This window comes from Polynucleobacter sp. JS-Mosq-20-D10 (assembly GCF_018687755.1).
Lineage (GTDB): Bacteria > Pseudomonadota > Gammaproteobacteria > Burkholderiales > Burkholderiaceae > Polynucleobacter.
The window spans coordinates 2,023,562-2,039,107 of sequence record NZ_CP061305.1 but is presented as its reverse complement, the minus strand read 5'-3'; the positions used below and the strand labels follow the sequence as shown (position 1 = coordinate 2,039,107).

General features: G+C 40.4%; 17 protein-coding genes. 13 read left to right on the top strand and 4 right to left on the bottom strand.

From position 1 onward, the window contains the following. Positions 1 to 16 precede the first annotated feature (16 nt). Positions 17 to 958: a hypothetical protein gene (locus FD967_RS10485; protein WP_215326016.1), complete on the top strand. Its 942-nt coding sequence runs from the start codon at positions 17 to 19 to the stop codon at positions 956 to 958. Positions 959 to 1,221: 263 nt separating this feature from the next. Here FD967_RS10485 and FD967_RS10480 read toward each other — a convergent pair whose 3' ends face one another. Both FD967_RS10480 and FD967_RS10475 read right to left on the bottom strand, forming a co-directional pair. Further along, the gene (locus tag FD967_RS10480; RefSeq protein WP_215326015.1) at positions 1,222 to 1,890 is read right to left on the bottom strand and encodes an AAA family ATPase; all 669 of its coding nucleotides are present in this window, start codon (positions 1,888 to 1,890) and stop codon (positions 1,222 to 1,224) included. A gap of 60 nt (positions 1,891 to 1,950) precedes the next feature. Beyond that, on the bottom strand, positions 1,951 to 2,742 hold the full coding sequence (locus FD967_RS10475) for a hypothetical protein (protein ID WP_215326014.1): 792 nt from the start codon (positions 2,740 to 2,742) through the stop codon (positions 1,951 to 1,953). 126 nt (positions 2,743 to 2,868) lie between these two features. Between FD967_RS10475 and FD967_RS10470 the strand changes: the two genes are divergently transcribed. Together FD967_RS10470 and FD967_RS10465 are read left to right on the top strand one after the other, a co-directional pair. Continuing rightward, entirely contained in the window at positions 2,869 to 3,618 is a 750-nt protein-coding gene (locus FD967_RS10470; protein ID WP_215326012.1) for a hypothetical protein, read from the top strand. 51 nt (positions 3,619 to 3,669) lie between these two features. Beyond that, complete coding sequence (locus FD967_RS10465; protein WP_215326011.1) at positions 3,670 to 4,008, top strand: hypothetical protein; 339 nt, start codon at positions 3,670 to 3,672, stop codon at positions 4,006 to 4,008. Here FD967_RS10465 and FD967_RS10460 read toward each other — a convergent pair whose 3' ends face one another. After that, positions 4,009 to 4,575 (bottom strand): site-specific integrase, encoded by a 567-nt coding sequence (locus FD967_RS10460; protein ID WP_215326010.1) that lies wholly within the window; start codon positions 4,573 to 4,575, stop codon positions 4,009 to 4,011. 364 nt (positions 4,576 to 4,939) lie between these two features. On the opposite strand from FD967_RS10460, the gene FD967_RS10455 reads away from it, so the two are divergent. The 7 genes from FD967_RS10455 to FD967_RS10425 all read left to right on the top strand — a co-directional run bounded on the left by FD967_RS10455 (position 4,940) and on the right by FD967_RS10425 (position 10,419). Continuing rightward, positions 4,940 to 5,359, top strand: coding sequence for a hypothetical protein (locus FD967_RS10455; RefSeq protein WP_215326009.1), 420 nt, complete (start codon positions 4,940 to 4,942; stop codon positions 5,357 to 5,359). A gap of 619 nt (positions 5,360 to 5,978) precedes the next feature. Continuing rightward, positions 5,979 to 6,416 carry a DUF6641 family protein gene (locus FD967_RS10450; protein ID WP_215326008.1) on the top strand — a complete coding sequence of 146 codons (438 nt, stop codon included), beginning with the start codon at positions 5,979 to 5,981 and terminating at the stop codon, positions 6,414 to 6,416. A gap of 269 nt (positions 6,417 to 6,685) precedes the next feature. Beyond that, positions 6,686 to 7,150 carry a hypothetical protein gene (locus FD967_RS10445; RefSeq protein WP_215326007.1) on the top strand — a complete coding sequence of 155 codons (465 nt, stop codon included), beginning with the start codon at positions 6,686 to 6,688 and terminating at the stop codon, positions 7,148 to 7,150. A 363-nt stretch (positions 7,151 to 7,513) separates the two neighbouring features. Beyond that, complete coding sequence (locus FD967_RS10440) at positions 7,514 to 8,197, top strand: glutathione S-transferase family protein (RefSeq protein ID WP_215326006.1); 684 nt, start codon at positions 7,514 to 7,516, stop codon at positions 8,195 to 8,197. Positions 8,198 to 8,216: 19 nt separating this feature from the next. Next, entirely contained in the window at positions 8,217 to 8,606 is a 390-nt protein-coding gene (locus FD967_RS10435) for a tautomerase family protein (RefSeq protein WP_215326005.1), read from the top strand. Between the two features lie 146 nt (positions 8,607 to 8,752). Continuing rightward, positions 8,753 to 9,151: a BLUF domain-containing protein gene (locus tag FD967_RS10430; RefSeq protein ID WP_215326004.1), complete on the top strand. Its 399-nt coding sequence runs from the start codon at positions 8,753 to 8,755 to the stop codon at positions 9,149 to 9,151. 161 nt (positions 9,152 to 9,312) lie between these two features. Then, entirely contained in the window at positions 9,313 to 10,419 is a 1,107-nt protein-coding gene (locus tag FD967_RS10425) for a patatin-like phospholipase family protein (protein ID WP_215326002.1), read from the top strand. A gap of 70 nt (positions 10,420 to 10,489) precedes the next feature. Here the strand turns inward: FD967_RS10425 and FD967_RS10420 are convergent, their stop codons facing one another. Then, entirely contained in the window at positions 10,490 to 10,972 is a 483-nt protein-coding gene (locus FD967_RS10420; protein ID WP_215326000.1) for a hypothetical protein, read from the bottom strand. A gap of 284 nt (positions 10,973 to 11,256) precedes the next feature. On the opposite strand from FD967_RS10420, the gene FD967_RS10415 reads away from it, so the two are divergent. The 3 genes from FD967_RS10415 (at position 11,257) to FD967_RS10405 (ending at position 15,416) form a co-directional block, all read left to right on the top strand. Then, positions 11,257 to 12,678: a sensor histidine kinase gene (locus tag FD967_RS10415; protein WP_215325998.1), complete on the top strand. Its 1,422-nt coding sequence runs from the start codon at positions 11,257 to 11,259 to the stop codon at positions 12,676 to 12,678. 107 nt (positions 12,679 to 12,785) lie between these two features. Then, a complete protein-coding gene (locus FD967_RS10410; RefSeq protein ID WP_215325996.1) occupies positions 12,786 to 13,103 on the top strand; it encodes a helix-turn-helix transcriptional regulator in 318 nt (105 codons plus the stop codon). A 441-nt stretch (positions 13,104 to 13,544) separates the two neighbouring features. Then, entirely contained in the window at positions 13,545 to 15,416 is a 1,872-nt protein-coding gene (locus FD967_RS10405) for an acyltransferase family protein (protein ID WP_215325995.1), read from the top strand. Positions 15,417 to 15,546 lie beyond the last annotated feature (130 nt).

Sequence of the window (15,546 nt, the reverse complement as noted above, 5' to 3'; positions counted from 1 at the left end):
TGGCCTCCCGCCATGCTTGGTCTTTACGCATAAGATCTATAAAAACCTGCCCATTTTTCTTGGTGACGAAGGTGTGGTTAATAGCAAAGATGAGTTATTAACAACCGAGATCAACTGCATTTCTTACGATAGAGCATTAAACGCAATTAGTATTGATCAAGATCAGTGCCTCTCATGTGGCTCATGTGCGTTTAGCTGTCCCGGTGGAAAAATTAACTTCTCAGATGGCCTTAAGGCAGTTCCATCTTGCTCGAGCTTTAGTGGGCATACCAAGGTCGAATTAGCAGAAATTAAAGCCCATCTTATTAGCTTCTCCGAAAATTCTTTGGATAGCCTTAACGTCAAATACAAAAGTTTCGAAAAATATACTGGTATACATGAAACAACAAATATATCGATATGGGGCGGTAATACTGCTAGATACCTATTTGGCATTAATGAAAAGATTGGTTTAGAAATTCCCCTCACGATTGGAGGTAGAGATCGTAACGGGCGTCTAGATATATGTGTGCTAGCGAAAGACACTTTAATTGTCATGGAAGCAAAAATTGGGCTAAAAAAGCTTATGGCCGAAGGAAGATATGAGTCACAAATATTGGCATATGACGAGGAGCTATCTGGGCTAAAGCTCGAAAGCAAATACAAAGTTTCCTCAATTAAATTGCTCCTAATTGGTGATGATGAGAAGGATCTGCTTCCGCAAGATCATGAGTTGTGTTCTAGCAAGGTGGGGAATTTATCCCAGAATTTCTATAAAAGTATTTTGAAGCACAACATCCAATTTATATCTGCAAGAGGACTTTTATCGCTTGCGATGGCTAAGTTTACAAATTCTAATAACTCAGCAGATGAGATCTTTTTAAACGTATTTAAGGATGCAAATACGGTCGGACTTTTATCAAATACTTTAATTAAGAGGCGGGGAGATGAAGTCTACTTGGAATCTCTCAATTTGTAGGAATAGAAAAAATGTCGTTTAAAACGACAAATAAAATAGCCCGCTAATAAGCGGGCTTTAAGATGGTGTGTGCATGTTGCCTAATTGTTAATCGTCGTCATCTCCCCAATCGTCTGGATTTATAAATTCTGATTCGACATTAACCGAATAGCATTTAACAATCCAGCCTCTATAAAAATCAGCACAATCCCTTGCTGCCGCCTCATTGTCATAAGCATTTACAAGACACCTATCGTCTTTCGGTTGAACGATCCATATTTGCTTCATAAGACCCCCTTATTACGTCGAGCAAGTCTTTCCACGTTACGTATGAGATTTCGTAAAGATCCATTGGCCGCAGAAATAGTAGGCAATAAGTCAATGTCACTCATAACAATACCCATATCACTTATTAAACTCTTAGCCAGTGGTAGATAAGAGCTAACTGGCGCGGCATTCATTTCAACTAACACGCACCTGTCCTTCAAGCCCTTATCGAGCTCGGAGATATTGTTTGTTGTGAGAATGAATATGCCCCTGTCAGTATTGAGTGCTGATTTCAAACTTTGCTGAGCCAGACTAGATAAGTTATCCACCTCGTCTAGTATGAAGTAATGAAGTCCGCTGGCATTGAACGATGTTTTACTTAGTATTCTTTCAATAAGCGTCATTACCTGTGGGCCATTGAATCCTTGCTGGCATCCAATAAATTCAGCTTCAAAGCCTAAGCTTTCGCCACTTCTACCTTTTTCAATTGCGTTAGGTAGCATCTTTGCGAGTGTGGTTTTGCCGGTACCAAAGACTCCGTAAAGAAGAATGGCTGATTTGCCGCAGTAAGGTAATGCTTCGGCACCACTGACAATATCTTCGATTCGCAAACGACTCTCAGCATTGCCCCAGATGATGTCACCAATTTGGTTGGGCTCATATTTAAAATCCTTTCTAATAAACATTTTGATTCCTTTCGGTTATTTGTTTATATGGGGGTGCTCATAACACCCCCATGTTTTTAATTACGCTTGTTTAGCAATAGCGCCATCAGCATCATTAGCCGCATCCACTTCTTTCTTGGCGGCAACCTCTTGCGATTTGATATCGCCATACAATGCTGTGAAAGCCGCATTGACTGCACCTTCTTTGCGTACCAATGCACGAATGGCAAAGCTACCATCAGCCAGTTGCTGTGCAATAAGCACACAATCCTCACCAACGAATCCAGCATCAGCAAGCTGACTAAGTTGCTCAGACTTAGCAATTGCTAGTACTGGCAGGTTTTCAAAGTCTGCTTTAGCGATAGATGCTTTTACTGTAGGGCTGATAAAAGTGGCACTACGCGCAAGCTTGATTTCTTGAATGCCATGGTTATCTTCAATCCACTGTGCTAATTGCGTTGCTTCAACTTTGGACTTTTGAGCTTGGCGTAGTACCAAGACGTACGTGCTGATACGGCGACGGTCAATATTGCCAAATACAGCGCGAACTACACGAGCAATGATGTGTGAGTCCTTCTTGTACTTATACCCACGCTCCTTGAAGAATGCTTCTAATGCGGCACTACGCTGTTTAGACTCGCTAACAGATAGTTCGCCTGCAAATAGTAGGCATTCAGCTAAAACGTTATAGAGCTCTAAATTACTAGTTCTATATGCACCTTGTTCCCATGAAATGCGCTTTGCTTCCATGCCGGCAAGCAATTTAGTCGCATTAACTACTACATTGGAATTTCCAGCAGTTTGTGCTGGTTTGTCGTTTAAAACGACATTGCTAGTTACTGTTACTTCTGCTGCGTTCATAAGTGTATTCATGATTTATTACCTTTCAATTTATGGGTGCTTGTTAAGAAATTTAACCGCTTAGCCATGTATGTATTATCAGGATTTAGCCTATTTTTTCGATGTACAATCAAATAGTGTTAATTAGAATGTTAAGAAATGTTAAGAAGATTTCTCGCTCCTCACCCCACTTTTGGCACTAAGAACAAACCGCGTACTTTGTCTTATCAACAACAAAGTCCTTATTACTGGTGGTGGGTGTATCTACGCCGAAATAAAGACTATTTGGCTTGTTGTGAAAAGGGCGGCAAAGGTAAGTTAGCCAAGCTATACAAAGACTTTGGCGATGTGCGTGAAGATAACTTTAAGAAGTGGTGGACTGAGGACAAGCGTGGCGCTAATTTATTTGCTGAAACTATTCCTGAATTAACACTTAGGGAGATTGAAGATAAATCTCAATGGGATGAGGCATGGACAAACGATAAGGTACTTGTAGTTGCTATCCCGTTAACATCTAGCAGGAGGTATATTCAAAGTCGCCTAATAAGGTTGCTAGATAAGCGCCATCATGCAGATAAGCCTGGGCGCAAGAAAGGTAACTTAGATAAAAGTACAGCTAACTATCCACTTGAGCGTAACTACACGATTGAGAACTTACAAAAGACATTACAGGTTTATGACGAATATCTAAAAGTTAAAGACGAAAAGCCCAAGATACCCTTGTGGAAGATTGGCGAGCAAATGCGATTAGTGCCCTCTGCTATGACTACCGATAATATGAGTATGAATGAGCGACAAGTGTTTAGAAATGTCATGGCTGCGAGTGTGAAGCGTTACATAGCTAACGCAGAAAAATTGATAAGCAATACAGGATTAGGTAGATTCCCGTTAACAAAGAATGACGTTTAAAACGACAATTTGATATCCTATTAACTACTTGTAATCAACTATGAGGGTTATATGGATTTCTATCTAAAAGCACCAGCATGGAATCATGCCAAATGCCCAAAATTATCTTCCACAGCAATAGAAAAGAGTTTTAAGACTGTAAAAGCGGAGAGGGTAATAAAGGTTGTCAATGCGATGTATAGAAATGCAGAAGTAAACGGCACCTTTGTACTTGCCCCTTCTGTTAAGTTGCCGTTAGGTAAGATTGGAAAGAAGCGAGTTGAAGTTTATTGTTGCTGGTTTGGACATAAGCTACCTTCTGAGAGGGGTATCAAATTATTGGTACAGCTAGCTTCGGCACAAGTTAAGCAAGACTATGTTGGTGATGTCGTAACTAACATAGCCAAGTAATTACACAAGTTCAACTGCGGCCTTAAGTTGTGTTGGACTGCTATAGAGATAGCTTGCGGTAGTGCTAATGTTTCTATGTCCTGCTAGGCTCTTCAAAATATGGATCGCCGTACCCTTATTAGCAAGCCCAGTTAGAAAGCTACGTCTGCCACTATGGCTGCTTGCACCATCTAGTAAGCAGGCTCGATAGAGATAAAAGAAGTACTGGGCTAATGAGTTAGCAGAGAAACCAGCTTGTTTTTGTGTGTAGAACAAAGGCTTGCTGGCATCTTTAATACGAAGTACACGCAAGTACTGGCTAATCTCCTTACGCATACGTTCATTTAGGTAAACAGTACGAGCATGCTTTCCTTTGGTTTGCTCGGGCATTAAGCGCACTTCATCCTTAATCGTGTTGTCGCTATTTAAAACGTCGTTTATGCGTAGGGCGGCAACTTCACCTACTCGCATACCCGCGTAGTGCGTAAGTAGCAACATAGCGCGATTACGAGCGCTGTGCCTACGTGTAGCAACATGGTCTAAAACTCGGCGTAGTTCTTGTGGATTTAAAACTCTTGCTTGTGACATACGTTCTCCCTGAAATGTAATAAATACAGAGCTACAGTATGTTTTCTTATGTTTGGTTAGAGCAACCGAAATTGGCTAAGAAAGAACCTTCCAAAATTCAAAGACTTAGCTGATTTCATAATCTTTTATGTATTAGATTATCTTTTCGTGGCATTTTCGCCACGATCATTCATGATGTATTTATAAGCCCTATAAGCTGTTTGATTTTGGGTTCAGCTACCCAAGTAAGCGATAGCTTCAGTTCACCGCTTATACGACGGATTTACATTGAATGAGTCTAAAGCTATTAAATTTTCGACTTATGAAAAATTACAGAGGAGATTTTGTCTTGATACTCTTATAGAATTAGTCTAAAGAATATTTAATGAGTGAGGATCAAATGCCGACAGACTATGAAATAGTAGAGCAGTTCATGATTGATGCTAGAGAAATTGTTGATGAATTAGAGTACAACGAAGACTTATCCCGCGCTCAAGAGATCAAAATAATGTTTAACGCATATGGCGATGATGATGAGCTTGGTGAAAGTATGGATAAGAATATCGAAACGTACTATATGTTTGTCCATAAAGACTCACTAAACGATGGCTTTGTATTTCCAGAGCATGAAACTTTTAGAGGAACTATTATTCATCACTTAGAAGAAGTGAGAATACCTGTAATCTATAACGTCGAGGAAGATTACTGGGATATCAATATTCTGGATGATTTTGAAGAATCTGGATTAGACGAGGAACAGTTATCGAATATTCTTCAGGAGCTATACAAAAGATATTATGAATAAGTAAGGCGAACTACATTCGCCTGTGTTTCGCTCTCGCTCACACATTCCTTTTTTCTTTGATTGATTTTCGCTAGATTCAACCTACACTGAGCCTTAAGCAACAGGCTCAGTTATAGGAAAGGACTTTCGCCGAGTTCTTTACTACACCACTTAGGGCACAACCCGATTGGGTAAGGGCGGTTTCGCTATCTCCTTTTATGTGCGGCCGTAAAACGCAACAATGACATAAGCATTAAGTGGCTACCTATGTCGTGTTTGCAAGTTGCTGTGTAAGCAGGGCTTGCTCGTGATCTTTTAATCTTTGTGCTGAAATATTCTTATATCAATTAGTAAGCAACTCTAATGGCGTCCTGTAAAGGATAGTGATACTAAGTCTCTGCTACTGCCCAGAATTTCCATGACTGCGACTCTAAGTCCAGCTTTAGGGTGACATAACAACTGAGTGTCACTGCTCTTGTTTCAGTAGTAATTTATAAAGTTATTTAGCAAAACCTAATAAAAGAAGAATAGATCTGGTTGAAATTTATTAGATCTCTGTGGCTTTTGGCAAAAAGTGGTTGTCCAACCAAAACTTATGACAATAAATTAAGTGTGCCCATTTAACTTAAAGGAGAAAACGATGAGCACATTAAACAGTTTGAAAATGGTTAATTCAAGAAAACCGACAAGTATTCCACCAGTTCTGCATCGCCGTAATAAATTAGCAAACAAGGTATGGGAGCAGCTCCAGCTAGCCAAAGCTAGTAAAGATGGCGGAACTTTTACTGTTAAGAAATTTAAGACAGTTAAAGACAGTGATGGCGCACGTAAAAATATTGAGCATGAAAAGCGTATTCGACAGTGGTGGTTTGTAGCTGCCGATGGCAAGGTTTGCTTAAACGTTCGCTATGGTGCCAAGATCATTGAATTTGCTAAAGGCAAGACTGCTGTGGAAGTAAATTCTGCAGACGAGCTAATTAAAGCATTAGAGATTATTAAGGTTGCTGTAGAGGCTGGGGAATTAGATACCCAGATTGAAGCGGCGAGTGGCGCAGTACGTGCAGGCTTTAGACGATAAAACTAGGGGTGCCGTGCTTGGCACCCCATAGTCGGGATTAGCTAATCCCGACGAACTAGCGAAGCACAAGACGTCTACACCAGCCCTAGCTAGGGCGTTTTTGGGGTAACGGCGTCAATGAAATTTCTCGCCTGCTGGCGGGATTAGAAATGAATTGGGTGCTGAAGCCCACTTCGCAGAGGCGAGCCACATGGCCGAGAGCCGAATGCGACATGATTAATCTTGTGGGTTTGAATATCTCTCGCTAAATATATGAAAAGGAGATAACGATGAAACTTGATGAAATCATCACTGCAGATGAAAAGATGAAACTAGCCAGACTGATCTTTAACAATACATTTAATCAGCTGGCTAATGAAGTACCGCAAATGCCAAGGCCTGTAGCTAAGCCTGTAGCAAAACCAATCGCTACCAAAGCAAAGCCTCGAGTACCAAAACGAGCGCCAGTGGCAGCCCCACCTAAACCATTGCCTAAAGCTAAGCCAATACCAAAAACGCCAACACAAATAAAACATCAACAGCACAAGCATCAACATGACTTTGCTCAGACCGTCAAAAAGACTTTCGATAAGGATAATGTGAAGATGCCTAAGTCTCTTCAGCCATTACCAAGGAATATTATTAGCCCTATTGGTGGGGTTGATGCTGAGTTCAATAAGAATCTGGATCTGGCTAGAAAAGACTATGAACTTCAAAACCGCGATAACGAATCAAAACCTTGGTTTCCTGAGTGATATATACGATTCAAATTAAAGATCTGATTCATTAAGCAGGCATAGTAAAAATAGTTTGTCGTTTTAAACGACATTGCGAGTAACCATGGTGGGTGACCGACACATATTGGCTTTACTGTTTGCGCACAGTTTTTACACGCTATCGTAACTTTTTGATTACGCTCAGGATTTTTGCGCACGAAATGTCTCAGGTGGGGTTAACCACTTGAAATCAAAGCGAAAGCGGTCTATCGGAGGATATTTGAAAATCCTTGTGTCGGTGGTTCGATTCCGCCCCGGGCCACCAAGAAACACTAAAACCACCTTCGGGTGGCTTTTTCATTTGTGGGTATCATTAAAGACGTCCATCTCTAGGAATAAAAAATGCTTAAGCTCTACTATCACCCATCACCTAATCCAGCAAAAGTAGCTTTGTATTTAGAAGAGACCAATACGCCTTACGAAATTATTGTTACCGATACCCGTAAGGGCGATCAACACAAACCAGAATTTAGAGCAATCAATCCTAATGGAAAGACGCCTGCTTTAGTTGATGGCGACATTAAGGTGTTCGATAGCAATGCCATCATGCTTTACTTGGGCGAGAAGATTGGTAAGTTTATGCCGGCAAATACGCCACAGGCACATGCTGAGCTTTATTCATGGCTCATGTTTGTTGCGACTGGCATTGGTCCGTATTGCGGACAGGCTGTTCACTTCAAGCACTTTGCCCCAGAGCCAAAAGAATATGCCGTTAATCGTTATGACTTTGAAGCATGGCGTCACTGGCTATTAATTGAAGAGCGTCTATCTAAACAGCCCTATATGCTTAGTGAATACAGCATTGTTGATATGTCTGTTTGGGGCTGGGCCAGGGTGATACCGTTTGTATTGGGCGAAGGTGCCTGGGAAAAACTACCTAGTGTGAAACGCCTTTTAGACGAGATTAATGCCAAGCCAAGTGCCCAGGCTGTTGAGGCGATTAAGGCTAAGTACACATTCAAGACAGAGGTAGATGAAGAGTCCAAAAAAAATCTTTTTCCCAGCAATGAACGACTCAAAAAATAAAATGTAAGGAGATATTTAGATGCCATTTGTCAGAATTGATTTAAGTAAAAAACATTCAGAAAGCTTTGCCCAGCAAGTGGGCGAGATTGTTTATGAAGTGATGATGGGGCACATTAATGTGCCTAAAGATGATAAGTTTCAAGTTATTACTAGGCACGAAAGCCAGGAGCTGGTTATACCCAAAAGTTATCTAGGCATTGAGTATTCTGAAGATATTGTTTTCATCCAGGTGACTCTAAATGAGGGCAGAACTACGGAGATAAAGAAGAAGTTCTACAAAGCCATATGTGAAGGTTTGGTTGAAAAGCTCAAGGTCAGACCCCAGGATATCGTTATTAATTTAGTTGAGGTGAGTAAGGAAAACTGGTCATTTGGCAATGGAGAAATGCAATACGCACCAAAGGATTAGACATCCTCTGCTCTGGTCGATTCCGCCCTACGCCACCAAGAATCACTGAAACCACCTTTGGGTGGTTTTTTATTTGTCACTACTTATTGTGAGGAATTATTAGCATTGTCTGTAATAATTGAGATATTTCTTTATATTAGAACGATATGACCCATTTGATCGAATTAACTTATGTGAGCGAGCCGGCTCAAGAAATGTCTTTTCTCGGTTTGATGCGTTTGCTTTATCACTCCTATTTGAGAAATACGAGCATGGAGATTACAGGCGCCCTGATTTTTGAAAATAATCGCTTTGGTCAAGTCATTGAAGGGCCAAGGACTCAGATCGAAGGTTTATGGGAAAAAATTCAAAAAGATACTAGGCATAAAAATATTCACCTCGTAGAGTCAAAGCCAATTGAACATAGAAGCTTTAGTAAGTGGACTATGGTTTTTCAGGGTAGTGAAGAAGTAGCTAAAAAATTACCTGAAATAGCTATGGCCGTTGAGAATGTAAATTTTCCTGCTGGACACCCACTCTTGATCGCTCTGAGAGATCTGAAATAATCCGCCGCTTTCATTAGGTTGCTTATTGAGAGGGCGGGATTGAGCATCCTTGGCCCTGGTTCGATTCCGCCTCGGGCCACCAAGAGGCATCAAAACCCCCTTCGGGTGGTTTTTTTATTTGGGGATCTGCTATAAATTAATAAAAGATCTATGGAGCAAAGATGACCCAATCCTCCCGACGTAATTTCTTAAAAACTTCTGCCGTTAGTGCTGTAGCTATTACTAGCACCTCTGGAGTTATGGCTGATGCTGCTAGAGCCCAGTCAATGTCCCTAAAGTCAAATATTCAAGCTAGGGCCAATGAAATATCTAATAATTTATTTTCTGACGATGGCCTGTCATTGCCAATTGCCACCAAGCCTATGTTTTCAAAATTAGCAAAAGGTCTCGATCGAACAATGGTCCTCGGCGGCGGCGGAGAATATTACATCGCTTGGTATTGCGGATTCTTTCATGGTCTTATTGAGTCCGGGTTAGACATGGCTCAACTTCCTGAAATGGTAGTTGGTACTTCTGCTGGTTCTTATATGGGTTCATCATTGCTCTCGGGAGAGTTTTCCCGTTTGCGAAAAGAGTTTGATTTTTTTGGTAAGTTCCCCGAGATTTTTGCCAAGATTGCGCCTTTAACTAAGCCCAATATTAGTCAGGTGAGGGCCGATCAAATTAATATGAGTGCAAAGGACGGCAGTATTGAGACACTTAAAATAATCGGCCATGCTGCTTTAGCAGCGAACAATAAGCTGAACAGCGAACGCATTGAAAGTCTAGTCGCATTGTTAACGGGTGATAGCAAAAAAGATTGGCCGGCTAGTCGTATGTTCACAACGGGAATAGATTGCTATACGGGTGAGCGTATTGTTGTTGGTCAACTAACCGCTAGAAAGAATGGTATTCCCTTATCTCATGGTGCGGCGGCAAGCAGCTCCTTACCAGGGGTTGCTGGACCAACATTATTAGGTCAACGTTATGTCATGGACGGGGGTATTTGCTCTAATCCAGCCCATGTAGATTTAGTGGCTGGCTCAAAAAGAGCTTTGATCATTACTTTGACTGATGGGGTGACGGGCGCAATTCTCACCACCATTCCGCATCCCGTTGCTCAAAATATTGAAGATATCAAGGCGACTGGTACAAAGGTGAAGTGGATAGTTGCCGGCACACCTAAGGGGGTTGACTTGCTTGACCCAAAGCAAATTGCTGGAGCATTGCGTACAGGCTATGATCGATCAAAAATTGAGGCACCAAAAATCAAAGAATTCTGGGCATAGGATTAGCGTCTTTGGTTTTGGTCCTTGCCACCTCGGACCATGGATATCCTTACCTAGAGGTGCCCTAAATTCAGCTAACTAAGTATTTTTTTAAATACTCCTTATAGCCGTTAAATACTGAGATACTTTTTAATACCAAATTATTTAAAATTAAGGCTATTTCTGTTGAGGGGCTTTTTGAGCATCTATTAACTTTGAAATAGCAATTTATTAAGCTTGAACTTAATATTATTTGTTCTTGGCATGAATCAACAATCTTATTGTGATTCTTGAAGAGTGCAGATAGGGCTGCGTTTGTATGGTCAGTTGACTCTTTTATTTGATTCTTCAAATCAGCAATAAGAGCCTGATGAGCCGCTATAAATTGTTCCGCCTCAAGTGTTTTTTCGGCGCTTGCCGTCAGCAGTTTGCCTTTGGCGTAAATGGAAGACGGCTTTAAGTTCAAACTTTGTACTGGACTGCGAAGATTAAAATCTGAAATATCTATAGTTTTCATACCAACACCATGCCCTGTAGTTTTTGCCCCTATTTTTATTGCCTTTATCTGGTTCAACCATGAATTACGAATATCTCCATAGGAATAAAAATTTGATTAGGTAAATTTAACCGGTACTGACACGCAGATATTATTCCCTCAAGGGAGCATTCACCGTTCGGTAGCGCTCTTAATGGCCTATTTTCTTTTGAGGCTTGACAGGGTTGGACGCCATCAATCTTGGATATGCCTATCAAGCACTGTCTTTTAAAAGGTCAAATCCATTAGATATCCCTGCGTTGGTTATATTATTTAAAACGATATACCATCGCATTTAGTTCTAAGTAGTAATATTCAAATTAATGAAATACGCAAACGAAATATTCTTCCTTGTTTTTGCTCTGATCCTATGGGGATTACTTTACGGCTCAAGGTTCATATTAATGTCGGGCAAAACTAACCAGTCCAAAAAACTCTGGCTAACCGCCCTCACGCTTACTGCTACTTCCTTTACGCTCTTCGCATTAGCGTCAACAATATCTTTATTCTTGCTTACATTAGCAAACACATGTTTTATTGCAAGCTTTATTTACTTTGGATTATTTTGTCGCTCTCTTAGTATTTTGATCCCAAAAAATGTGAACATGCTTGTTCTTGCGGGCTTGTTGTTTTTCGCTGTTTTATTTGAGTACTTAAGACAAAGGGGATTATTTATACAAAGGGTTGGTTTGGTCAGCATAATAGGAGCCCTCTGTTTTGTTTGGGAGCTAAAGGAGTTAATGCGTCTCAAAGGAATTGGCTCGACTCAACTCCGGTTTTTGGTTTACACCATCGCTATCGAGATAGCCCTTACCGTTGCTAGGTTTGTAGCTTTGTATATTGATGGTGGGTTCTCTACTCCTAACTTATATCAAGAAGGTGTAGTTAGTGCGTCAATTAGATGGGCGTGGCTTGGCATCTCCATCCTATCTTATGTAGCAGTTCTTGGTTATTGGCTAGAAAAGCTCAGCATTGAAAATATTCAAGTCGCTGGCGAACATGAAAAAATTACTGAGCTCTTAAAAGAAAAAGAGCGACTCATCTACGGCCTGATGAAAGCGAATAAAACCGCGGCAACTGGCGCCTTATCTGCATCGATTGCCCACGAACTCAACCAGCCTCTTGGCGCATCTAATCTCAACATTCAGTTTCTGAAAATGAAGCTAGAAAAGGGGGTTCTTAATCCGGAGCTGGGTAAAGAAATCTTAGACTCCCTAGAGCAAGATAACAAGAGAGCCGCTACGATTGTTAAGTCACTGAGGTCAATATTTACAGAAGGTGAATCGAATACTCAAAAAGTTCTGTTGGGTGATTTGATAGAAAAAGTTCTAGATATTGTTAAGCCGGAACTCAAGTCTAAAAATATCCAAATTCAGCTTCAAGTTGATAATGGTTTACTTATTCAGGTTAATTCGGCAGAAATTGAACAAGTGATATTAAATTTGCTCAATAACGCGATTCAAGCATTGGCAAATTCCGGCACGCTCCAGCGTCGTATAGTTATAGATGCCATTAGGGATGGTAAGTCGGTTCAATTAAGTGTTTCTGACAATGGCCCAGGTGTAATTGCGGACTTCAAATCTCAACTATTTGAGTTATTGAGCACTACCAAGCAGACTGGTATGGGTCTGGGACTATGGCTTTGTAAGCATATCGTCACTAGGTATGGAGGCTTTATCCAATATGAGGATGCTGTTGCGGGTGGAGCTAGATTTGTCATTAAGTTGCCACAAGCATATCAATAAGGGTCAATTGATCTCTGCAGACGCTACCTATAATCTTCATTTGTTCACCTAATGGCTAATATCTAAAAACTTTTTTAATAATTAAGATCGTGCCATTGGAGGGGACAATGGCAGGCGTAGAACAAATAAAAGCCGCCAAGTTGCTAGGTAAGCGCTTGCGTAAGGTTCGTGAAGAGCGGGGGTTCAATTTAGCAATTCTTGCCTCAAAACTGAAATTCACCGTAGTTGAAATTGTTGCTATTGAAGATGGCAACCTGTATGCATTTGATAACTCATTAGAAGCATTTGCTGAATCAGCCGACCGTTACGCACAAGAGGTTGGTGCTGATATATCTAGTAAATCAGACCCCATAAAAGAAGTAGAGTCCATTACCGCTAAAGATTGTGATGAATCAATCCCACATTTTTTAAGAAAGCAAGACTAGAGATGTATTGGAAGATTCGATTTAGGATTGATTAATCAGCCAACAGCCCAATTTCTACGAGTCAAATCGATGCTGATAATTTGTGAGATGCTTGCTCAGAGGTTTTAGGCCTCTATCAAATATGAAGCACAAGATCAAGACTCAAATTACCAACGTATATGAATGTCGTTTTAAACGATAGTCTTGAGCTAGAGTCAAACATCCTCAGTCCCAGTCGATTCTGCCCCGGGCCACCAAGAATCTCAATGGCCCACTTGTTGGGCTATACGCTATTAATCTCAGATACCCCCATCAAGAACTATCCTTTAAAAGGATGAATCAATTAGACATCCTTGTGCCTGTCAATATTGTTTAAAGCAATATGGATTTGGTTAAATGCTGTTAAATTGGAACGATTCAATTTTAGGCTCATGAGCTACATCGATTATTAATAACAGTTTTATGTATTTAAAATACCACTCTATAAATTATCGCAAGGATATTGACGGGCTTAGAGCATTAGCCGTGCTCTCAACCATTGCCTACCACGCATTTCCTAACTTGGTTAGTGGTGGTTTTGTAGGCGTTGATATTTTTTTTGTGATCTCTGGGTTTTTAATCACAAAAATTATTTTAGAAAATTTAGAGTCAAATAGTTTTAGCTTTGCAGAGTTTTATTTCCGACGGATCAGACGAATATTTCCAGCATTATTTTTGATACTCGTAACATGCTATGCATTTGGCTGGTTCGCACTTTATGCCTCAGAATTCAAGGGGGTGGGAGAGCATATAGCCGCCAGCGCCGGCTTTTTTCAAAATTTCATTCTTTTAAATGAAATCGCCTACTTTGAAAGAAGCGTAGATACAAAACCATTAATTCATTTATGGTCATTATCTATCGAAGAGCAATTTTATTTACTTTGGCCAGCAATTATTTGGATCTTGTACAAGGCTCGAATTAATTTATTGGGTGCAGTTTTAATCTTAATATTAATTTCATTTTCTATAAATATTTATAACATTAAATTTGATCCAATCACCACTTTCTACTCACCCCTTAGTCGCTTTTGGGAGTTATTAGTTGGCGCACTTTGGGCATGTATTTCACTTAGAAATAGCCAAGAAGCAAGACAATTCAGTCAGGCCGCCTTAAATGTGTTTTCTTGGGTCGGGCTAATACTGATTAACATCGCCATTTTTTGGATTAGTGGTAAAAATTCATTTCCGGGTTGGTGGGCATTATTGCCGACTGTAGGGGCGGTTCTACTAATATCGGCGAACAGCGAAGCAAGTATAAATAGAGTATTTCTTTCTAATAATGTGATGGTTTGGCTGGGAGTCATTAGCTACCCATTGTATTTGTGGCATTGGATTTTGCTAAGCTTTGGACAAATTATCTCGGCCGGAAAATTATCTGATTTTCATAAAATTGCGCTCATCCTAGTCGCGATCGGACTAGCTTATCTTACGCATAGATATTGGGAGAGACTGTTTCGTTATCAGGGCAAAAAAGTTGCTGTTTTATTGATCGCCCTCATGACGTCGATTGGCTATCAAGGGTGGAGTGTTTATGTTCGAGATGGCTTAGATTTTAGACATAAATATGTTTTAGATCTTCATGGAGGAAGGCCGCCACATTCAGATAAAGCCTGCTTACAAGAGTTCGTAGGTTACCAACCAACTTTTTGTAGATTATCTTACGTAGGCAAAAATATAGAGACGGTATTAATTGGAGATAGCATCGCTCATAATCACTTTTCAGGGCTTGAGCGATATTATTCAAATATTGGTAAGAGTTTTGCCATGGTGGGGTGGCCAGGGACTCAGCCATTTCTTAAAAAGACTGAGGCAGAAAATTATTCGCTCGAGACCGGGCATAAAATGAATCAACTCATTATTGGATTGGCACACGATCAGAGCGTAAAAACGGTAATTCTGGGATTTCGTGAAACGGCTATTAATAGCCTAGAAAAAGTCCAGTTAGAGAGAACTATTAAATTCCTCAGAGATAATGGCAAGCAAGCAATACTCATTAGCCCTCCGCCGCACCTATCTTTTGAGCCCATTGAGTGCACTGGTATGCCACCATTTAGGCCGACTCTTAATAAAGAATGTATACAGCTTGCAAAAGATATAAACGCCCAATACTTCATTGCAAGGACTGAGTTAATTAAGATAGCTGAAAATTCCAACGTTAAATTATTCGATACATATCAGCAAATTTGTATTCAGGACAAGTGCCAATTAAGAATTGAGGGTGGTCTGCTTTATCGAAACAAGGGCTACTTATCAATTGCCGGCTCTGAGAAAATTTTTGAAAAATTTACTGAATAGAAATTTGGGTGTAAATCCATGAAACGTCGTTTTAAACAACGCCTCATGTGGTGGTGTCCAGCACCACAAGGATGCTCCATCCGCACCCCCTTTGTCGATTTTAGATTTTGGTGTAAAAATTTACACCTAC